The 21,794-nt window shown below is 39.9% G+C and carries 11 protein-coding genes; 1 reads left to right on the top strand and 10 read right to left on the bottom strand.

Annotated features, from left to right (window positions below):
• Nucleotides 1–3 precede the first annotated feature (3 nt).
• Nucleotides 4–1,608, top strand: a complete 1,605-nt coding sequence (locus FBD94_RS01420) for a solute:sodium symporter family transporter (RefSeq protein ID WP_131607573.1) — start codon at nucleotides 4–6, stop codon at nucleotides 1,606–1,608.
• 15 nt (nucleotides 1,609–1,623) lie between these two features.
• On the opposite strand, the gene FBD94_RS01415 is transcribed toward FBD94_RS01420, so the two are convergent.
• Genes FBD94_RS01415 through FBD94_RS01370 form a run of 10 tightly spaced genes read right to left on the bottom strand, consistent with a single transcriptional unit; the run spans nucleotide 1,624 to nucleotide 21,366 of the window.
• Complete coding sequence (locus FBD94_RS01415) at nucleotides 1,624–2,853, bottom strand: glycoside hydrolase family 27 protein (protein WP_131607572.1); 1,230 nt, start codon at nucleotides 2,851–2,853, stop codon at nucleotides 1,624–1,626.
• A gap of 9 nt (nucleotides 2,854–2,862) precedes the next feature.
• Nucleotides 2,863–4,872: a sialate O-acetylesterase gene (locus FBD94_RS01410; RefSeq protein WP_235884340.1), complete on the bottom strand. Its 2,010-nt coding sequence runs from the start codon at nucleotides 4,870–4,872 to the stop codon at nucleotides 2,863–2,865.
• A 21-nt stretch (nucleotides 4,873–4,893) separates the two neighbouring features.
• Entirely contained in the window at nucleotides 4,894–7,104 is a 2,211-nt protein-coding gene (locus FBD94_RS01405) for an alpha-galactosidase (protein WP_136878833.1), read from the bottom strand.
• A gap of 28 nt (nucleotides 7,105–7,132) precedes the next feature.
• Nucleotides 7,133–9,148 (bottom strand): alpha-galactosidase, encoded by a 2,016-nt coding sequence (locus FBD94_RS01400; protein WP_136878832.1) that lies wholly within the window; start codon nucleotides 9,146–9,148, stop codon nucleotides 7,133–7,135.
• A gap of 43 nt (nucleotides 9,149–9,191) precedes the next feature.
• Nucleotides 9,192–11,531, bottom strand: coding sequence for a glycoside hydrolase family 95 protein (locus FBD94_RS01395; protein ID WP_136878831.1), 2,340 nt, complete (start codon nucleotides 11,529–11,531; stop codon nucleotides 9,192–9,194).
• Nucleotides 11,532–11,533: 2 nt separating this feature from the next.
• Nucleotides 11,534–13,717 (bottom strand): glycoside hydrolase family 95 protein, encoded by a 2,184-nt coding sequence (locus FBD94_RS01390; RefSeq protein WP_169472184.1) that lies wholly within the window; start codon nucleotides 13,715–13,717, stop codon nucleotides 11,534–11,536.
• Nucleotides 13,718–13,724: 7 nt separating this feature from the next.
• Entirely contained in the window at nucleotides 13,725–14,939 is a 1,215-nt protein-coding gene (locus FBD94_RS01385; RefSeq protein ID WP_131607567.1) for a DUF4998 domain-containing protein, read from the bottom strand.
• A 36-nt stretch (nucleotides 14,940–14,975) separates the two neighbouring features.
• The gene (locus FBD94_RS01380; RefSeq protein WP_235884339.1) at nucleotides 14,976–16,196 is read right to left on the bottom strand and encodes a DUF4959 domain-containing protein; all 1,221 of its coding nucleotides are present in this window, start codon (nucleotides 16,194–16,196) and stop codon (nucleotides 14,976–14,978) included.
• Between the two features lie 23 nt (nucleotides 16,197–16,219).
• Nucleotides 16,220–18,157: a RagB/SusD family nutrient uptake outer membrane protein gene (locus FBD94_RS01375; RefSeq protein ID WP_136878828.1), complete on the bottom strand. Its 1,938-nt coding sequence runs from the start codon at nucleotides 18,155–18,157 to the stop codon at nucleotides 16,220–16,222.
• A gap of 20 nt (nucleotides 18,158–18,177) precedes the next feature.
• Complete coding sequence (locus tag FBD94_RS01370; protein WP_235884338.1) at nucleotides 18,178–21,366, bottom strand: SusC/RagA family TonB-linked outer membrane protein; 3,189 nt, start codon at nucleotides 21,364–21,366, stop codon at nucleotides 18,178–18,180.
• Nucleotides 21,367–21,794 lie beyond the last annotated feature (428 nt).

Genomic DNA, 21,794 nt, shown 5'->3' with positions numbered 1-21,794 from the left:
ATAGTGAACTTTACAGCCTTTGTCACCTTTATAATTGTAACCCTTTTGGTTGCACTGATTTCCTGGTTTAAAACCCGCAGACATAAAATAACCACGTCTGCAGGACTGTTTTTGGCTAACCGCAACCTGAGCTTCACCGCAGTCGGCAGCGCCCTATTTTTCACAAATATCAGTGCGGCGGAATTTGTAGGCAGCAGCGAATCTGTATACCTCAATAACATGACCGTAATGGCCTGGGGAGTAAGTTCTGTATTTGCCATGCTTGTAGTGTCTGAATTTGTAATCCCTGTTTATTTGAAGGGGGCCATGTCTACCACACCTGATTTTTTGGAAAGCAGGTACGATCCACAAACAAAAAAACTGGTATCTCTTCTTTTCCTGATCGGTTATATGGTCAACCTCTTGCCAATTGTATTATACACCGGTGCAATCGCATTAAACGGTCTGTTTCATTTTTCAGACATCTGGAACATCAGTTATGGTAGCAGCATCTGGATCCTGGTTTGGTGTATTGGACTTGTCGGCAGTTTATACTCCATACTTGGCGGACTGAAAGCCATAGTGATTTCAGACCTCGTATTAGGGATCTGCATGTTTACCGGTGCGTTGTTACTGGCCTACTTCGGAATAAGACACGTCGGAAACGGCGATTTTCAAAATGGCATACATACCATTCTTAACTCAAAAACGGAACATTTCAATTCCATAGGAACGGCCAATGATGCTGTTCCCTTTTCGACCATTTTTACGGGTATGATCCTAATGAATCTTTTCTACTGGGGTACAGAACAGGTCATTGTGCAGCAGGCACTGGCCTCGTCCAATCTTGAGACCAGTCAGAAAGGCATTGCGCTCGCCTGCGCAGGAAAACTACTTGGCCCATTGCTTTTTATTTTACCTGGGATTCTCGCCGTTCACATGTACAGCAATATGCAAAATACTACTGAAGTATTTTCGAGGGTAGTGAGCGATGTTTCCCCTCCTGTGCTCAGCGGCTTTATTGCTGCTGTTATCTTCGGTGCGGCAATCACCTCTTTCTCTCCCGGACTTAACAGCGCAAGCACACTGTTCATCTTAAATCTTTACCAGCCGTTTAAAGAAAAAAAGGGTGTACAGCTTACCGAAGGAAATTTGCTCAAAAGCTCCAAACGATTTGAAATGTTCGCCTCCTTACTGGCCATGTTTATCGCTCCGTTATTCATTTTTTCTACTGATAGCTTTTACACCTTTATGCAAAAGATAAATGCTGCATTCAGTATCCCCATCTTTACCATCATGTTTATTGGATTTGTAACCAAAAAAGTTCCACCTATTGCAGCAAAAGTGGGCCTGTCATTTTGTTTTGTCGGATATATACTCACACAAATTGTTTTTGATACCGGCATCCACTTCCTGCACGTACTGGCTATTCTTTTTGTAGTCACTTCAGCCCTTATGCTGATCATTGGAAAACTATACCCGCTGGAAATGCCTTATGTAGCGCAGAACAAATCGGTTGTTGATCTAAAACCCTGGAAAAATCGCCATTGGGTAAACGGCCTCCTCTTACTCATCATGATCCTTTTGTTCCTGCTGTTCTCTCCAATTTATCTTTCATCAACAACCTAATAGCGGCAAGCAATTTTATTTGGTTTTGCTTAAACGGAACAGTTTGGTTTCGTGTGCATCCACACTGCCCCGCCATTTTTTACCTTTTCCGATGACCTTATGTTGCCATAAGTCCCGGATCTGATAATGGTCATTCAATCCAAATCCAGAAAAATCATAATCGGCAATTTGAGTGGTCCCTGCCCGGTTCAATATGGCCAGTGCATAATCCCCATTTTCTAATGGTTTCAGCAATACAGTCCAGGTATCATTATCAACTTTACGGATAGCTTGCTTACCCAAAGGATCCTGATTAATGGCAATCACCTCCTTATTTAATAAAATACGTTTGGTTTCAGCATTCATATTTCTTAAATCATTAGTAGCAGCCAAAGGCGACACCATAATGCTCCATAAGCTCATCTGACTTTGATATTCTGTATTTGTACATCCGCTTCCACCCAGATCACCTGAAGGTCCCTTTTTTCCATTTAAGCCAACCACAAGCATATCCATATCGTTCCAATGTCCCGGGCCTGCGTATTGATCAAGCGATGCATTTAAATCCATGATGTTTAATATTCCCTCTCCACCTTCTTCAACACTTCTTCTTTTCCATTTGTCCCTTACATCATTGGTCGTACGCCACAATTGTCCACCAGCCTGGGCGGCCCATAACCAGGGTTTACGTCCACCCCATTCACATATCCCAAAAGCGATGTCCCGACCGCTGTTCCTTAATGCATCAGCCATCGTTTTATACCGCTGTTTAGCAATTTCCACATCATCTGGAGCACCACAGTAATCATATTTCAGGTAATCTATCCCCCAGTTAGCAAATGCTTTCGCATCCTGCTCTTCAAAACCCAGACTGGCGGTATAGCCTGCGCAGGTAAGCAAGGCAGCATCAGAATAGATACCCAATTTTAGTCCTTTACTGTGCACATAATCAGCAAGGGCTTTAATCCCAGAAGGAAATTTTTGAGGATCGGCAATGATATTGTTCCTGTTGTCCCTTCCCCCCTGCCACCCATCGTCTATAAAAACATAATTATAACCTGCACTTAGCATACCAGTACTTACCATGGCATCCGCCATCTCCTTGATATCCTTCTCATTGATGTTATCCGCGAAATAGTTCCAGGTCATCCAGCCCATCGGAGGTGTCAGGGCTAAAATGGTCCCGTCCTTAGATTTCACCTGGGCACAAATTTTAATACTGAACAGGCAGCATAGTATCAATATATAGTATAATCTTCTTTTCATCTGTGTTATTTATTTTGAAGGGGAGGTACTATCTTCCCATTTATCTGTACGAAAAGGTGATGCAGGCAGACCCGCTCCATTTACCAGGTTACAAACCGGGTTATTGGCCCAGGCATACCTTACCGCAACGGGGTTAAGAACCTCAGTGCTACTTACCACTACCTGGTTTCCTTTTATTTCTGCCTTGGCCCAGTGAAATTTCTGATCAGCACCGGCAATAGCGAAACCTTTCAATTCTGCGCCATTACTGGTTTTTAAGCCTTGAGTGGCATAAAAGTTCAACTTAATGACATTACCCTCTGTTTTAGCAGATTGGTAAACAGGGCCAGTGTAAAGCGTTTTAACACCATAGTTTTTTGCTAGTGCGATTAAAGCCAGTCTTTTACCTACATCTCGTTTGTTTTTCGGATGAATGTCTGTCGCATCACCAATATCAATAGCCACTGCCATTCCTGTATTTGGTAATGAAAGCGCCCCAGATTGTGCATCTCTTAATTCTGCCCATGCAGAAGCCCCAGGTTCTGCATCTGCCTTCATAAAGTTAGCCAGCTGTACAAAATAGAAGGGAAAATCTCCAACTCCCCATTGCTTTCTCCAATCAGTGATCATTGCAGGAAAAAGTGTACGGTATTGATGTGCCCTTCCTGCATTGCTCTCGCCCTGATACCATATAGCCCCTTTGATTGGAAATTGCAAGTATGGATGGATCATTGCATTGTATAATACTGTAGGTCTGTTAGGGCCATTATCTGACATCGGCATAGGTGCAATATCTTTCAGGTTCATGCCTGTTTTATATTGCCAATCTCCGTTCAGGGAAAGACGCGTTCCGTCCGGAGCGACAAGGGCCATTGTATTCTTATCGCCATATATCCCGCCGCCACCGCCACTATCAAATACCCTCACAACCAGTGCAAACGTACCTGCTTTTACCTTAGTTGCGGGAATAGTATAATTACGTGGCACGTTGTAACCCTCTGTTTGTCCTATTATTTCACCATCAAAAAAAGCAATGTCATTATCATCAATAGGACCTAGGTTAAATTTTAAGGCTTTACCAGCCCAGGCTTGCGGAATGGTAATATTTTTTCGAAACCAAACCACCCCATCAAACTCTGGCATCCCTGCTTGTTCCCACACCGTTGGCAACGACATGACTTTCCATGAAGAAGCATCCAGTGAATTTGCATTCCATGCCGGTTTACCCTGTACCATACCTGCATCTTTTTTGATTACTAACTTTTGCCACGAAGCTAATTGCTCCTCAAAGCTGGAGCCGGTTTTATCCTTGTCAGCATTTTCAATTTTATTTACGGCCTCTACAAAATCAGGTATTGTTTTAAGGGTGGGCGCACTAGTCCATGCTTCAGCTACAGTGCCACCCCATGAAGTATGGATTAATCCAATCGGCACTTTAGTCTTATTATAAATTTCTCTGGCAAAAAAATAAGCCACAGATGAAAACTCGGCAACATATTGTGGAATGCAGGGTTTCCAGCCATTGTTCGTTACTTTAACGTCTTCCAAAGCCGAATTGCTGGTGACATGTTCAACTTGCAAAAGCCTAATGTCTGGATATTTTGCATCAGCAACCTCTTTTTCATAATTGTTGATCTTTCCCCATCCGGCCAAAGGCATCTCCATATTAGATTGTCCTGAACAGACCCAAACTTCACCAATCAGGACATTCATTAAGATGAATGGTTCTCCGTCAGAAATCGTCATCGCATATGGTCCGCCGTAAGATGGCGTAGCCACCATGATCTTCCAGTTACCAAATTCATCGGCTTTTGATGTATAACGTGCCCGGCTCCAGGTTGTGCTGATGGTTATCGTTTTGCCAGGATCAGCTTTACCCCAAACAGCAGCCTTGGTTTTTTGCTGAAAAACCATGTTATCACTAAATACAGATGGCAACTTTACTTTGCCTAGCACATCACAGCTTATACAAAGCATTACGGCAAATGCTATAACTGATAAAAGTTCTTTTTTGATTTTAAGATTAAACATCATGTTCATTACAGGAATTTGGAATATTGTTTAATTTACGACATCAATTTTTAAAATCACACTTGTTCTCAATGAATTTACATCAGGATTGAATCCTATTTTCATTAAGAAATCGCCAGTATAACTTGCTTCCTCTTTAATGCTGGATTTTGTACCAGGATAAAGGTTTATTTCCTGGATCTTGTATCTTTTTGCCGGATTAAGCCCCTTTAAAAGAATAGGAAAACTGCTGTTCGCACCATACCTGTAATTGACAAGGTAGTTGAAGATTACGCCGGATGATTTATTTTCATCAAGATAAAGCATCGAAGCAACATTGGATTCTTTTGGATTGGATAAGCGGTATTGATCTCCCTGCCAAATGACATCCTTGAGTTTATTGTAATTCTTTATCGCCTCCTGGCAATATTTAAGATCAGCAGCACTTAGTTTGCTCACCACAATATCAAAACCCAGTTTGCCCATCATAGCTACATCTGTCCTGAATTTTATAGGCTGTTTGCCCCAGTCTGTAACATGGTTTGAACTGGCTATGGCCGGATAAAAATAAGAATATTCCCATTGCATAAAAATACGTTCCAGCGGATCTGTATTGTCACTTGGCCAAAATTCTGTAAAATACTGCAATGCGGCATAATCAACCCTGCCACCACCACCAGAGCAAAGCATCATCGGTACCTTAGGGTACTTTGCCCTGATCCGTTCTAATACTTTATACAAACCCCTAACATATTCAATGTAAAAATGGGATTGGTCTTTAATTGTCGCAGAATGGGCATTAAAAATTACAGCATTACAATCCCATTTGATGTAGGCCAGATCGGGGTTCTTTGAAAAAAGTCCATCCACCACTCCATACACAAAATCTTGCACTTCCGGATTGGTCAGATCAAGTACCAGCTGGTTCCTGAAATAATGCTCAGCTCTGTTGGACTGTTTAACTACCCAGTCGGGATGCTTTTCGTACAATTCACTTTTGGGGTTAACCATTTCAGGCTCTATCCAGATACCAAATTTAACCTGGTTATTTTGAGCCTCTTTTACCAAGGAGGCGATACCATTTGGCAATTTCTTTTTATTTTCCTGCCAGTCGCCTAATCCCGCGACATCACCGTTACGAGGGTATTTGTTGGCAAACCAGCCATCGTCCAGTAAAAAAAGATCTACCCCCAGTTTCTTTGTGTCTTTTAAAAGACCTGCGAGCTTATTTTCATTAAAATCGAAATAAGTAGCTTCCCAATTGTTTAAAAGGGTTAAACGTGTACCCTTTCCGTCTAATAATTTGTAGTTTCTGGCCCATTGCTGCAGATTCCTGCTGGCCACTCCTTTACCATCCGTAGATAACGTATATAGGAATACCGGAGTTACAAAAGCCTCATTTGGTTTTAATGTATAGGTTGAAGCATAATTATTTATCCCCGAAATGATCCTTAAGTTTTCCTGGTAATCAACTTCCAGATCGGTACGAAAATTACCGCTCCATTCCAATGAACCAAATAAAACAGTCCCCTCGTCTTCTGTTGCAGGTTTACCTAGTGACACCATAAACACTGGGGGCTGGAACAAATTAGCCCTTGTGCCCAATTTGCTGTCCAACGTTTTAATGCCATGTGTGAGTTTCGATTCTTCAGCTTGCATCTCTTTAGCCCAATCACCATGATATTGGTTTAACCAATAACCCGAACTTTTTACATACAGGTTTGCTGAAGCAAATTTATGTAAGGTAACATTGCCATTTTCCTGATGTTGAATGGATGACCATTGTTCTACCACGTCTTCTTTAAAATAAGTTTTATAGTAGAGTGTTACAGAGAAATCGTACACAGGATCTTTTAAAACAATGCTAAGCAGGGAAACATTATCGTCAATTTGTTTTAAAGTATGACTTACATATTTCAGATCCAGCGAATTGTTACCATCAGCATGGGTCAGACTGAGCGCAGGTTCGACCAAATTCCTGGAACCAGATGGGGTATAGGCAGAATTGAGTATCCCCGTATAATCTGAAGTTTGCTTATACAAGGCCGGAACCTGCGAGTATTCGCTGTTGTTTGTTAATTTTTTACCAAAATAAATAGTCCCCAGATCCTTATTGACATCGACTTGCAGTACAAGTACATTACGCTGTGTTTCTATAGGGATAACAACAGATTGTGCCGCTGACCTGAAAGAAATGGCAACAGAGAAAAGCAACAGTAAACAGAAAGGGATAAGGGTAGTATGTAATCGGACTTTAAACATTATAAAATGGTTTTATAGCTTATATAATTTATTTCGTTATTTTAATCAGTGTCGCGTCACCGGCTGCCAGTACAAATTCGGCGGCGCTAACAGGAGCGCTTGATTTATGTGTAAAAAGATCTTCCAATTGATACCCGATAAAAGATTTTAACCCGATGGCAGTTGCGTTGACCACAAACTTTTTTTCTTTATCCCCATAATTGAAAATAGCCAGGTAATGCGTATTACCTGATTGTTTAACAAACATTTCTGAGGCCTCTTTATCTGCTTCAATTGGCATAAAGGACTTTCCATCTCTGATTACAGCTAACAAAGCCTTATTTTGGAACAGCTCTGCTGCACGTTCTGTCCAAGCCCCTTTCGCTGAAAAATCATCGCCAACTATAAAAGTACCGGTAACAATTGCAGAAAGTGTCCTAGCTCTATTGGCACCTATACTTTCGGCACCAAGCACCACATGATCTGCATCCATATAATCATACAAATGGGTTTGCCACCAGCCATAGGTAAGGCTGTTGAGTGTATACTTTGTATCTTTTATAGATTTAAAGGCATCACACGCGATCCTTCTCATATGGATGTACCTGCCTGAGGCCATGGTTGGAGAAATAGCCGCATAGACCAGCATTTTATCATCAAGCTGTTTGAGCAGAAAGGACATCCCCACTTCATAAGCCTGCATTCCCGTACTGATTTTCGGATCATAAAAATGATCTGATTCTATGGCAGCATGCCCCAGAAAATCGATTTTGATCATTTCATATCCGCATTCTTTTAGCTTTCCAATAACCAATGCGATCCTTTGTTGTGTACCCGGATGCGTTGGATCAAGTGCCCTCGCCCCATCAAGATCATGGTAACCCGCCCCGACTTTAGTCCAGAGTTGAGAAAATTTGTAATTCCCGCCTTCTGCTCTTCTATCTCCACCCGACTTAAAGCCCCAATCGGTAAAAGGGGCCCAATAGATGCCAGGTTTTAATCCCCGCTTTTTAACATAATCCGCAAATTCTTTTAGCTTTGAATAATCACCTTCCAATCCGCCTTTCAGCATATTGTCCCAATAAGAATCTAAATCTATATAAATGGTACCCTCACTTCTGAAAGCTTTCAGGCTGTCAGCAAAAAAATCGGTGACCTTTACAATTTTATCAAAGGAAATTTTTTCCTGCATAGCGCCCCAACTGTTCCATCCCAAAGGGGTTGGATGCTTCCACTTAAAAACAATCGGTGGTTCTGCAATTCTGTTTGCTTTTGCATAAGCGTTCATCCCTATTCTCCAATCCTCAAATAAGCCATAAAAAATCATAGGTGACTTCACAATATGACCTTTTAAAACTCCATGAGGGATGACATCCCTTGTAATATCTTTTTCCGTGAAGCCGGCTTGTACTTTGATAAAAGTGTTACCCCCGGTATCAATCCCGGTAGTGACGCCAGTTTTCCATACGCGATGATTTACTGAGCCAGAAATTACGCCTTTGAATGAAGTGTTGTCATAGATTACACCAACCTCTGCGCTGAGCTGCTGCTCATTTTTTGACAATTGTTTCGAGTTATAGCTGATAAAGGTATCGTTATCGAAAGGAACAAATACACTTCGGATCTCTTTGATCCCATTCAAAATAGGAAGTCCGCCCTGAACAGGGATCATTTCATTGCTGCTGACACTAGCACCTGCAATCTCAATTTCACATAAAAAATAAGGTAACTGATCATAGGCATAAAATATCTGCTTCATATCAGGTCTTCCAGCTCCCTTAAGTTCAATAGTGTGCTTTACACCTTTTCCGAATTGATCCGAAATCTTAGTACTGGAATAATTCCGCTGTAAATAATCCTTTGAGCTGTAGAGTTTGTTATTTTCTTTAAAGGTTGAAAATCCGTCTTTTAAAAACTCATCGGAATTCAGATAGGCACTAAAAGTTCCGGACTTCAGGTCGTAAATAATTTTTCCAGACCTGCCAAACTTAAAAGTAATGGCATTGGCATGGCTCAGAAAAAAGACCAGGAAGAACAGACATGAAAGTAATTTAATTTTTATCATTTTATGGTTTCATTTGTGTGTGTTTTTGCAGGCTTCTTATCAATTATAGACGCTGAGCCAGTATTTCTTTTAGTTCGCCATTTACTTTTATTTTTACTTTTTGTGGCTTTGGCGAAGCGATACGGTAGTTCACAATTTTGCCATCCTTCCAAGTCATGTCTACTGTAAAATTACCCCTGGCTTTGAGGCCTTTTATATTTCCATAGCTTTTCCACGCATCAGGTAGTGCCGGCAACAGCTCGATAAAGCTGTCATGGCTTTGCAAAAGCATTTCGGCAATACCAGCAGTAGCACCAAAATTACCGTCAATCTGGAAAGGCGGACCTGCCGACAACATGTTGGGATATACCCCACCGCCTGCGCCGTAATTGATATCCGTCCTTAATGTTGGTTTCAAAATCTCTTTCAACAATTTAAAGGCACGGTTCCCATCCTGCAGTCTTGCCCAGAACAATAGCTTGTAGGCTATTGTCCAGCTTGGTCCGTCATCGCCCCTAACCTCCAACGTTCTCTTCGCGGCTGTAGCCAGTTCTGGTGTAGCAGTTGGTGTGATCTGCGAGGCGGGATACAAACCATATAAATGAGAAATATGTCTGTGTTGGAGATCAGTTTCTTTGTAATCTTCCAGCCATTCCTGAATGCGTCCGTCTTTACTGATGATCCCAGCAGGTGGTACTGATTTTAATTTCTCCTGGAGTTCTGCTCTAAATGCAGCATCGGTATTTAACAGTTTTGATGCTTTGATCACGTTTCCGAATAGTTCCCTTACTATCTGGTTGTCAATAGTTGGTCCCATAGAAATACTCGCGGTTTTTCCATTGGGAAGATAAAACGAATTCTCGGGCGACACCGACGGTGAGGTAACCAGCCATCCCGATTTCGGATCTTTGATCTGGGCGCTTTTGTAAAATTCCGCAGAGCCCTTCAATATCGGATAGATACTTTTAAGGTATTTTAAATCCTGACTAAACTCATAATGTTCCCATAGGTTATTACACAACCATCCCGATCCGGCATTGGAAGCTCCCCAGGAAGCACTTTCTCCTGGCTCTGTAAAACCCCAAACATTGGTGATCACATGCGCAATCCAGCCATCTGCATTGTAATAGGCTTTCGCTGTCCTTTCACCTGGTTTCACCAAACTCCTTACTAGTTCTGCCAAAGGCAGGTTCAGTTCAGAAAGATTGGCCACTTCAACTGGCCAGTGGTTCATCTGTACATTTACGTCCAAATGGTAGTCCCCGTTCCAAGGTGTATTTATTTCTTTGGCCCATAACCCTTGCAGATTTGGGGGCAGCAACCCTATCCTGGTACTACTGATGCTTAAATACCTACCGAACTGAAAAAACAGTGGAACAAGAGATGGGTCTCTATCAAAACTTTTATAAAAACCTTCCAGCCTTATATTGGTAGGAAGATTTGCAGATGCTCCTTCGCCGAGGTTGATGCTAACCCGTTTAAACAGCTTGCCATAGTTTGCAATGTGTTTACTTTTCTGTAACTCATATGGTTTTTTAATGGCTGCAGCCAACACCTGTTTTGTTTCCTCTTTAAAGGGGCGATTTTTGAAATCTGTTGCCGCGGAAACATAAATAATAATTTCAGTAGCATTTTTAACAACCAGCGCATTGTTTTCAGTGCTCAGTGTTCCACCTTTTAGTTTGGCATTAACTCTGGCCAGGTACTGCATCCCTTTACCATCTGTCCCATTATCCAGCTGCCCTGACATCTGTAATTCATTGCCTTCTGTTTTTACCACATATCTTTCAGGTCTGTTCAGCATAATTCTGCAATTCAGCTGGCCCGGCCGATCGGCAGTTAACCGGATCACACTTACATCATCGTCAAAACTGGTAAAGTATTCCCTTTTATAGTTTACTCCATTTACATTGAAGCTGCAAACGGCGATAGCTTGTTCCAATGACAATTCCCGGTGATATTGTTTTGCTTCAGGTTGGTTTGAACCGATACCATTATAATTGAATTCAAGTTCCAAAGCCCCCAGGGTTTGGTATTTACCCCATTGCGCCCCCCCTGAACCAGGGCCTTTACAAACAAAATCCCTGTTTACCAAATCCTGCGCCTCCTCATTTTTTCCCTCAAGAATGAGCTGTCTTATTTTAGGCAAACTTTTATAAGCTTCATAATTGTTGGCATCCTGTGGCCCACCGGACCACAGGGTAATGTCATTCAGCACTATTTTCTCTTTTGATACACCTCCATCAGGGGTCATCCCCAAACGTCCATTCCCTAACGGAAGTGTCTCCTCCCACATTTTTGCGGGTTCATTATACCATAATCTTAGTTTCTGTTGTGCAAACATATGGTTTGCATAAAGCATTAAAATCAGCGTAAAAATATTTTTCAAGAGTTTAATAGTCATTATTATTTTTTCTTTACGATCACGTCTTTAAAAGAACCATTTACTTTTATTTTCATTGTTGAAGCTTTTGGGCCGCTTAAATTATAGCTGGTAACCTTACCGTTCTCCCACTTAAAGCTTACAGTAATGTTTCCCCTGGCTTTTAAACCTTTAATCTCCCCATAACTCTTCCATTGATCAGGAATCGCGGGCAAAAATTCTATAAAACCTTCATGACTTTGTAAAAGCATCTCAGCAACTCCGGCAGTATAACCAAAGTTACCGTCGATTTGAAAAGGTGGGTGGGCGCAAAGTAGGTTTGCATAAATACCACCGCCCTGATTGTAATCAATTCCATCGCCACCAACAAGGGTGATAAAGTTTTTTAAGATTTTATAAGCATGGTTTCCATCGTGCAGCCTAGCCCAAAAATTCATCTTCCAGGCCATGGACCAACCCGTGGATTCATCGCCCCTGGCAGTTAAACTTACTTCTGCCGCCCGCGCTAGTTCCGGTGTTTTGCTTAGGCTAATTTGCCTGCCTGGATGCAATGCAAATAAATGCGAGGCATGCCTGTGTTTATCATTCTGATCGTCCTTGTCTTCCTCCCACTCTTGTAATTGCCCCCATTTACCAATCTTAGGTTTTAAAAGATGATCCTTAAGGGCTGCGATGTGATTGCGATAGTCAGTATCTATTTTTAAAGAATCCGCAGCCTCAATGTAATTGGTAAACAAGTCGTACACAATTTGCTGATCGTAACTTACACCATCTTCTTTTGGCCCATGCTCCGGCGACCAGCCATTTGGCGCTACAATTACACCATCAGCCCTGCGCTTTAAATGGTCGTCCCAAAACTCAGAAATCTCTTTTAAAATAGGATAAGCAAATTCCTTCAAGTACGTCTTATCTTGGTTAAAAGCATAATGATCCCAAAGGGCTTGTGCATACCAGGCACTACCGGGTGTATTCCATAAAAAGCTCTCCCCGCCAAAAATATTATTTTCAGTTTTCACCGTCCATCCACGTACCCCGGGATACTCCTTTTGCGTGTTTTCCTTTTTAACCTCACGCATGCTATTGATATAATCTAAATACGGGATATTACTCTCGGCTAAATTAGCAGGCTCTGCCGGCCAGTAATTCATCTGAATATTAATATTTGAATGGTAATCTGAACGCCATGGCGGATTGTTACTATTGTTCCATAAGCCTTGTAAATTAGCGGGCAGTCCTCCTTTTCTCGAAGAACTGATGAGCAAATATCTGCCGTACTGAAACAAGGTATTTTCTAAACCGGTATCTTCGTCTTTCTTATAGTTAAGAATCCGCCGAACCGTGGGAACTTCCGTTTTTGAATTGTTCTTTCCAATTTGCAAAGCAACCCGGTTAAACAAATTCTGATAATCCTTAACATGGTTATTTTTTAAAACATCATATTTTTTAGCCGTTGCGTTTACTAAATTTCTGTCTACAATTTGTTCGGGATTTTCTCCCTTCCAATGTTTCGCCCGTTGATTGATATAATCAGTTGCAGCAGCTAAAAACAGCGTAAAAGCATTCGCATTTTCCAAGTGTATCTGGCTATTTCCATCGGCATCTTTATCAATCGTTAAGGTGCCCCCATCATGTTTTATTTGTAAGGTTGATGCGTATTTAAGCCCATTTTCCAAAACGCCACTTACGGTCAGCCGGTTTGCATTTCCTTGTGTTTTACTGGCATGAGCATCTTTAAGCTTTATTGTGATCGAATACGCATTTTTTGCTTTTGAAGTATAATTAAAAACAAGAAGCTGATCTGGATAGCTTGAGAAATATTCCCTACTATAAAGTAGATTATCATATTGATAATCTACTTTATGAAGCGCATTACTTAAATCTAAAACCCGCTTGTATTGTGTTGCTTTACTTGGGTCAATATTTTTAAATTTAATAAAAAGATCACCAAAGGCCTGGTAAGCACCTGTTTCATGTTCATTACCAGTCCACAAACTGCTTTCGTTAAACTGAATGTGTTCTTCATCTACCCCAGCAAAAACCATTGCTCCCAGCTTACCATTACCAATCGGATAGGCCTGGGTCATCCAATCTTTAGCTGGCTTGTCGTCCCAAATTCTTAAGTTATTATTTATCTGAGCTTGTGAGAAACTATATGTTAACAACAGAACAAAAAATAGTTTTAGGGTCTTTCTTTTAAAATTCATCATCAAGTAGTTAATTATACACTTGCTTATTCCAGAAAGTAATTTCAGACATGTTACTATAGTTACCATCATTCGTTGTTACATGCTTAATTCTAATTCTAATATACCTAACTGGAGGAGGGTTACTAACTAAGTTAGTTTTGTAGGCATTTTTGCCATCGTCAGTTCTGGTTACTTCTTTTAATAAAGTCCAGCCTTTTGCAATTGACTCATCTTTCCATCCTCCATTATTTGCCGGTAACGTGGTAGCTGCGTTTGTAATGTCAGCTATTCCCCATATCTCAAAACTATCCGGATTATTGCAGCAATCCCTACCTGTTTCTTCTACTTGAGCAAGATTGGGATACACTTTTCCCAAGTCAAACGTAAGTGTATGTGGCATACCACCGCTTCCATTACTATGGAAAATATTTGGATAACCTTGTGGTCCAACGCTTCTATCCCAAAGCTTACTTACACTTGTACCAGATTCATATGTACCCACATCATTAGGCAGCGGATGTTCACGGAATAATGATTTATCACATGGAAATAATAACATCTGTGGAAAAACGGAATAATCTGATGTTGTAAAAACATCAAGAGCTCCACTTGTGGGCTTATAGGAAGACCTATAGGTCACTTCTGTTCCAGGTTTATAGTCCGTCAATTTTAAAATGTTGTCGGCTGGAGCGAGATCAACCTCTTTAATAATGTTTGCAGTATTCGTATACTTTACCTTAGTAGTTACATTTACAGTGTCCGGTTTGTTAAAATTCAACTCAACATTTCCATTTTCCATGGTCACATACGGTACATCTGCATTATATGCTCTGTTTAATAAGCCTGCTTTATATATTGGACCATAAATTTTCACACCATTTACGACTTTAGGAACAGATTTATTACCTTTTGCATCATAAGAATAAATGGTAAAAGAGTACACAAATTCCTGAAGGTTCGGGATGGTCACAAAAACGCTATCGGTTTTACCATTAATAGCTACAACCTGAGAATCTACTTTATTATTCCAATAAATAACATACTTTATGATACTTGGATCAGCGCTCGATTTCCACTTTAACTGTGTCCTTAAATTTCCAGCCCTGCTGAGTACTTCACCTGCACTACCTGTATAGGTAACTTCATGGCCATCAAGAAAGTCACGGAAATCGGTTTGTTGCTTTTCACAGCCCGCCGCGATAACGAGCAGAAAAAGACCAATAAAAATTATAAGATTTTTCATCTTTATATAATTTGATATTTAGTTCAATTGATATTTTTATTCAGGGATTCCATATGGAGTAACCTCTATAAGATGGGCAGCAGCCTCATTTCCCCATATAGTTGCTACGGCTATTCTTAAATACTTAACCGAAGGCGCAGTAAAAGGAACTTTAAAACTCACTCCTTTTTTCACGAAATCCTCGTCTGCGGAGTTACTTGCACTAGGAAGATTACCTGATGGTGGATCAGGAAAGCGGAAGTTCCCTAAATTTACCCAGTTTCCTATCACAGCACCTTCATCAGCCCTTACGGGCAGCCTAATATTATCCGGAGTGGATGAGTTTGTGCCCCATAAAGAAAATTCCTTTGGATTTCCAAATTTATAAGTGTAACGATCTCCGATTCTTTCGTATACAACAAATCTACTCAGTTTATACGTTTTGCCAATACCAAAACTGCAGGAATATGGTAGGGATACTCCAGATGCAGTATGCCAGCCGTCCCCATCTAATTTTCCATCCCATAGATAACGTGTAAACCAATCATAAGCTATTTGACTATCCGTACTAAGATTTAGTAGATTGAACTTAGTTTTATCCATTGTTTCTTCATACAAAGGAATAATTGGCTTTTGCAGTGTATCTGAAATGTTGCCCCATTTATCGGTAATATATACACCAAACTGACGTTCAACAGAAGCAAAACCCGTAACTGAATAATTAATCTTAGCATCCTTAGTAAAATGCTGATCCTCAATCTCCATGGACTGGGTATTCTTATTGTAACTCATCACTACGATGCCAATTTGCTTCTTCAACGGATTATCTGCGATTACACTTACCCCACCAAAATCAGGAGACAAACTTATTGATGGTCTTACCGCAAGATAAACTGGTGTTAAAGGATTAACCGTTACCGTTACAGGATCAGACATTACATTTGCCCTTGAAACCGTATATAAGGTTACTTCATAAGGCTTTTCTTTTGCAAATCCTTCAACCACAACTGTATCCTGATAATAAGAGGATTTAGTTTCTCTTGCTGTATTGTCATTGATTTTATATTTAGCCAATACGTATAAAATATTTGGAGAATTAGGAAGGTCATAAGTAATATTCGCTCCGCCATTAAAATTATCTATTTTGATATTGCTAATGGCTAACGGTTTGGTTTTATCTTCGGAAATAATGGCATTGAAACCATTATTTTTCTTGCATGCTGTGATACCGGCTATCAGCACAATCAGACAAGGCAAGATATATTTTTTTATGTTCATGATCATATTGTCTTTATATAGGACTACCAAAAAGGATTTTGAACTAAATTCGGGTTTACTGCCAGATTATCAGCCTTAATAGGCCATAGATAATCTTTTGTATTAAATACAGGAACGAATAAATTACGTGGACGGTAATAATTCAGTGCCTGATCATCATAGATGCTCCATCCTTGCATCGGCTTAGTCATTACTGTCTGTAATTCCTTCCAGCGACGCAAGTCCCATCCAGGTATACATTCAAAAGCAAGTTCAATTCTTCTTTCCTGATGAATGATTTGACGAAGACCAACCTGATTCGCATATTTTGAAGGAGTTGTAGAAAGCTGAGCGGTCCATGCTTCAGTTACAGTTGGAATTTTGGCTCTTTTTCTTACTTCATCAATATACGGCAATATCTCTCCATAACTTTTCCCTTGTTCATTCAATGCTTCTGCATATAACAAATAGAGATCAGAAAGCCTCATTAAAGGAAAATGAAAATTTTCGTAGGTCAATCGGTCATTATAAACAGTTAAATAATTCACTAGTTTCTTTGGCCAGTATCCTGAAATATTGGTATGACTTTGATCTTTAGGTCCGGCATAACTTGTAGTACCTCTTGCTTGTATATAATTTGCATTCGCTGGATCTGATAACTGACCATTTCCATACCAAACACCTCCGTCAAATGCAATAGAAGCATAAAATCTTGGTTCACGTTTAAAATGTGCTTTGACTGTTTCATAACCATTGTGCACGTGATACTGATCTTCAGAAGTTCCGGTTTTTAAGGTATATCTATTTCTATAATCCCAGGTTTTATCTTCATCAATCGGAAGTCCGTTATTTGTATAAAACAGCTCCTGTTCGGCAATTGGTACCGCAAAAAAACCTTGAGCACTACCTATATTTAACGCCGATGCTGCCGTTAAACGTGGTATAAATCTTTCTTGCCTTCCAAATCCAAAATTAGGTGCCATTCCCCATATCAATTCTGTATTTAATTCCCATTTTTCAGTAATAGCTGTTTGAAACGTTAAAACATTTACTAATTCCTGTGGAAGATTTGCAGGCATATTTGCTGTAGGCGTAAAGGTGTGCAGCTTTAAACCACTAGCCAAGCAAGCGTTTAAGGCTACAGAACAGGCTTCTGCTGCACGATCCCATTTCTTAGGATCTTTTTCCTGACTAAATAATACCTGTCCATCTTTATTAGTAAATCCAGCATAATCAGAATTCCCATTAAATAGCGGGCTTGCTGCTGTTACCAGGATTTGAGCTTTTACAGAACGCGCAATGAGCCCCGTTATTCTTCCCAGTTCCTGCGCCTGATTTTGAATTTGATTAGGCAAATTCGGAGTAGCTTCATCAATCAAACGGACCATGTAATTAACTACTGAATCTACAGGATTTCTTTTAACTCGAGTTTCCTCAATTGAACTGTTAATGGGCAGATTGACATTAGTAATCGGTATAGGACCGTACATCCTGAACAAATAAAAATGGTAGTAAGCCTTTAAAAACTTAACTTCCGCAATCCACCTCTTCTTTTCCGATTCTCCAAGATCAATAGGTTTATCAATATTTTCAAGCATGGTATTACAACGCCTTATGGCTTGAAACAGAGCCTGTCCTCCTTCATTGCCATCCCAATAATTTAATCCTGGCGTGCCGCTAGTTTGCGTACCTCTCATCATATTGAAGCCCACAGCATTGATACTCTGTGTATCATCTATTTCTTTTGGTCCCGGGAATACCAACTCTCCAGATGTAGCGAATCCTGCATCCATCCATGGCTCCTGCATCTTCTGTAAGGTAGAATAACAACTAAACAAGTAATTTTCAGCCTCATTACGATTTCTAAAAGCATAATCTATGGTACCTACGTTATCTGGTGTAACGTTCAGATACTTTTTACACGATGTTAAGGACAATCCCAGAATCACTGTGTATAAAAATTTTGAATATAATGACTTCATGTCTTTATTCTTTATATTAACTATAAACTAATATTTATTCCAACATTATATACCTTTTGCAAAGGATAAGAGAATCCATTCCCACCTATTTCAGGATCCCACATGGTGAAAGGACTCCAGGTAATCAGATTAAGTCCACTGAAATAAACCCTTAGGTTTTTGACCTTAATCTTGCTTAGCAAAGTACGTGGAAGCGTATAACCTATTTCCATGGACTTCATCCTCAGAAAACTGCCGTCACGCAACCACCATGAGCTATTTTGCCGGTTGTTTTCTATCACCGCACCATTTATTCCAAGCCTTGGATACAAGGCATATAAATTTTGATTATCCTCCGACCAATGGTCATCTGCAAATTGTTGAATTACTTGCGTATTGCCCGGTAGCCAGGAGTCAGGGCTTTTAATAAACGGACTTGTCCTCCCTGGATCAATTACAAAAGAAACCCCAGTTTGTCCCTGAAAGAACACATTAAAATCAAAGTTCTTGTATCCAGTAGACATCCCAAATCCATAAACTATCTCAGGTACTGATGGATTGCCAAACCAGGTCTGATCTTTACCATCTATTATGCCATCGCCATTTAAATCACGATATTTAATATCTCCGCCCATTGGCGCGATACCATTGTTACTAAATATTTGTTTCGGTGAATTTCTAGCTTCATTATCGTCAACAAATAACCGTTCAGCTATATAGCCATAGTTTCTGTTAAGCGACACCCCATTATGAAGACGATATTTTTCATCAAAGTCAGGTTCTTCATATTGAGTATATTTATTTTTGGCGAAAGTAAAATTAGCCATTGAAGCTATCCAAAAATCTTTACTAAAGTTTTGCTTTCCATCCAGCGAGAACTCTATCCCCTGTGACTCTACTTTTCCGATATTTGCAGATATACTTGATTCTAAGCCCATTGAAGTAGGGATATCCTTTCTCTCTTGCAAAATATCAGATTTATAATTCTTATAAACCTCTGTGGTGAATCTTATATTTTTAAGCAGGGTAAGTTCCAATCCCAAATTAATTTGCTTAGATACCTCCCAGGTAACATCTCTATTTTCATAATTATTAATCTTCACACCATTGTGTGAATAGTCAAGATTTGTTCCAAATGAAGCAGAATTCCCCCCATTTAAATTAACATCTGACAAATAGAAAAACCTCCTGTCACTAATGGCATCGTTACCAACAAGACCATAACTGGCCCTTAGTTTCATTCGATCAATCACATTGGCTAGGTTTCCATAGAATTTCTCACCAGATACAATCCATGAAGCGCCAATGGTTGGAAAGAACCCAAATCTATGGTTTTCAGAGAATCGCTCAGATCCATTGTAACCAAAGTTGAACTCAAGGAAATAACGACTTTTATAGGCGTAGGTAGCACGTCCAGACAAACCTAAATTCCTAAATGGTAATGAATTGAATAAATTATCTGCATTTGCGTTTAACTGCTGTTGCTGCGTTCCAATTAAAGCTGCACTTACATTATGATTCTCGTTAAGGTCAGCAGAATAATCTAGCACGCCTTGCAGATAAAGAAAGGTGTTTAGTGTACTTTTGCCCGCATAATAATTTAAATATTCCCTTGCCTGATCCGGTTTATTATTAATCCAGTTTAAAGTGTATTGATTTGAAGCTTTATCATACGACTGGACATTATAAAAATAAGGCGCATAAGCCAATTGAGATTCAAACCGTGCGTACCTGTTCGTACTGAATATCCCTTTAAAATTTAACCCTTTAGTCAGGAAATCTAATTTTTGGTTCACCTCCAACTGAGCAAGCATTCTTGATTCGGAAAACCTTCTATTTCCTCTAAGTAAGGCAGCATAAGGATTGATGTTTTTCACATCAGTTGAAGAACTAGGCGGCGTAGTCCCATCAGGCAGAACAGTAGCACTTGTATTGTTACCAAAAAGGATATGCTGTACACCTGCATTAGCAGCATCTGGCTCATAATAAGCTGGAAAATCAACCGGACTGGTATGTGTCGCGATGTTATAAAGATCTGTCGCAAAAGAAGGGTCATTGGTCATAGGCCCTGTATATTCATTAAAATTACCAGACAAACGAACTACCAGTTCAGTACTGCTCGTGAGGTCGATATTAATGTTTGACCGAAGTTGATAATTTTTAAAACTTACATTATTATTGTTGTTGTTCCTAATGTCTGTTCTTAGTATCCCATTATCATTTGAATAGGAACCAGCAATATAATAACGAGCAACTCCCCCACCACCTGAAACATTCAAGTTAGCCCTTTCTGTACTTGTACGCTTTTTAAACAGCATATCCATCCAGTTAACAGCAGGATAAACATAAGGATTACTGCCTGGTGCGCCGTTTATGGATGCCTGAGTATTCATTATTTTATTCGGCGTATAAAGTGCTCCCGGTGAATTTCTGGTTGTCAAGGCTTCATTATAAAGCTTCATGTAAGTAATTGGATCTGCAATTTCCAGGGATTTAACCGCCTCAGAAGCTGAGCCTTCCAGTCTGAAATTAATTTGAACTTTTCCTGGTTTTCCTTCTTTGGTTTTAACGAGGATGACCCCATTTCCACCTCTAGCCCCATATAAGGCAGTTGCACTTGCATCTTTTAGAATAGAAAAGCTTTCAATATCATCAACCTGCAAACGTGCCAGATCAGAAGAAGTCATCTCCACATTATCAATCAAGATCAAAGGATCCCTTCTATAACCGAACGTGGTCACACCTCTGATAAAGAAGTTGGAGTTATCCTGTCCGGGCTGTCCGCTGGGCTGAAAAGCAATAACGCCAGAGATTTTACCAGCCATTGCTCCGGTTAAATTACTGGAAGGAACCTTCAAGTCTCCCGGACGCACGGTTGATACTGCTCCAACAATTGCTTCCTTTCGTTGTTTCTGCCCCATTGCAGTAATGACAACCTCATCAGCTTGAATACTATTTTCAAGTAACTTGATATCGATCACATTGGTATTAGCCCCAACGGTTACTCTTTGTTCAATATAACCGACGTAGGAGAAACGCAGTATTATACCTGGGTCTACATCAATTATAAACCTTCCGTTATTGTCGGTTTGCGTACCATGTTTTGGTCCACTTATGGTAGCAACAACAACACCCGGAAGTGGTAATCCGGTCGCATCAGTAACTTTACCAGTAATTGTTTTTTTACTACCCGTTTGAGCGAAAGCTTCAGACGTATTGAATATGGTCAAGAAAATTATTAAACAGCTAAGTATATGCAGGCAACTTAACTTTTTAGGTACCAGAAAGCACCTATAAAACCAGTAAAAATGTTTCATCAATTATTAAGTTTTTAAAGTAAATGAGTTCTGTACAGATTAAACTCTAAATGTGATAATTTAAACAAATGCGTCAATTGCATTATTGACAATAAATTGGTCAGGAAGAATTACACTTAAATAACAGTTGATAGTTGATTTGCGGTGTGGGGCCATTAGATCCCATAGATGCGAACACATTCATAATCTATATTTGGTTTGGTTGTTTCGAAATAGTTTGTATAATCACCTGTACTATACTACACTATCCTACTATCAAAAGTAGGAAAATATTTTATATTCCAAAATTTATTTTTTCAGAATTATTTTTCATAGCGAATTAACACCCCTAATTGGCGCAT

The sequence above is a fragment of the Pedobacter hiemivivus genome (genome assembly GCF_005144565.1).
In the GTDB taxonomy this organism is placed as follows: domain Bacteria; phylum Bacteroidota; class Bacteroidia; order Sphingobacteriales; family Sphingobacteriaceae; genus Pedobacter; species Pedobacter hiemivivus.
The sequence above is the reverse complement of the archived record's forward strand: the minus strand, read 5'-3'. Positions and strand labels throughout refer to the sequence as shown.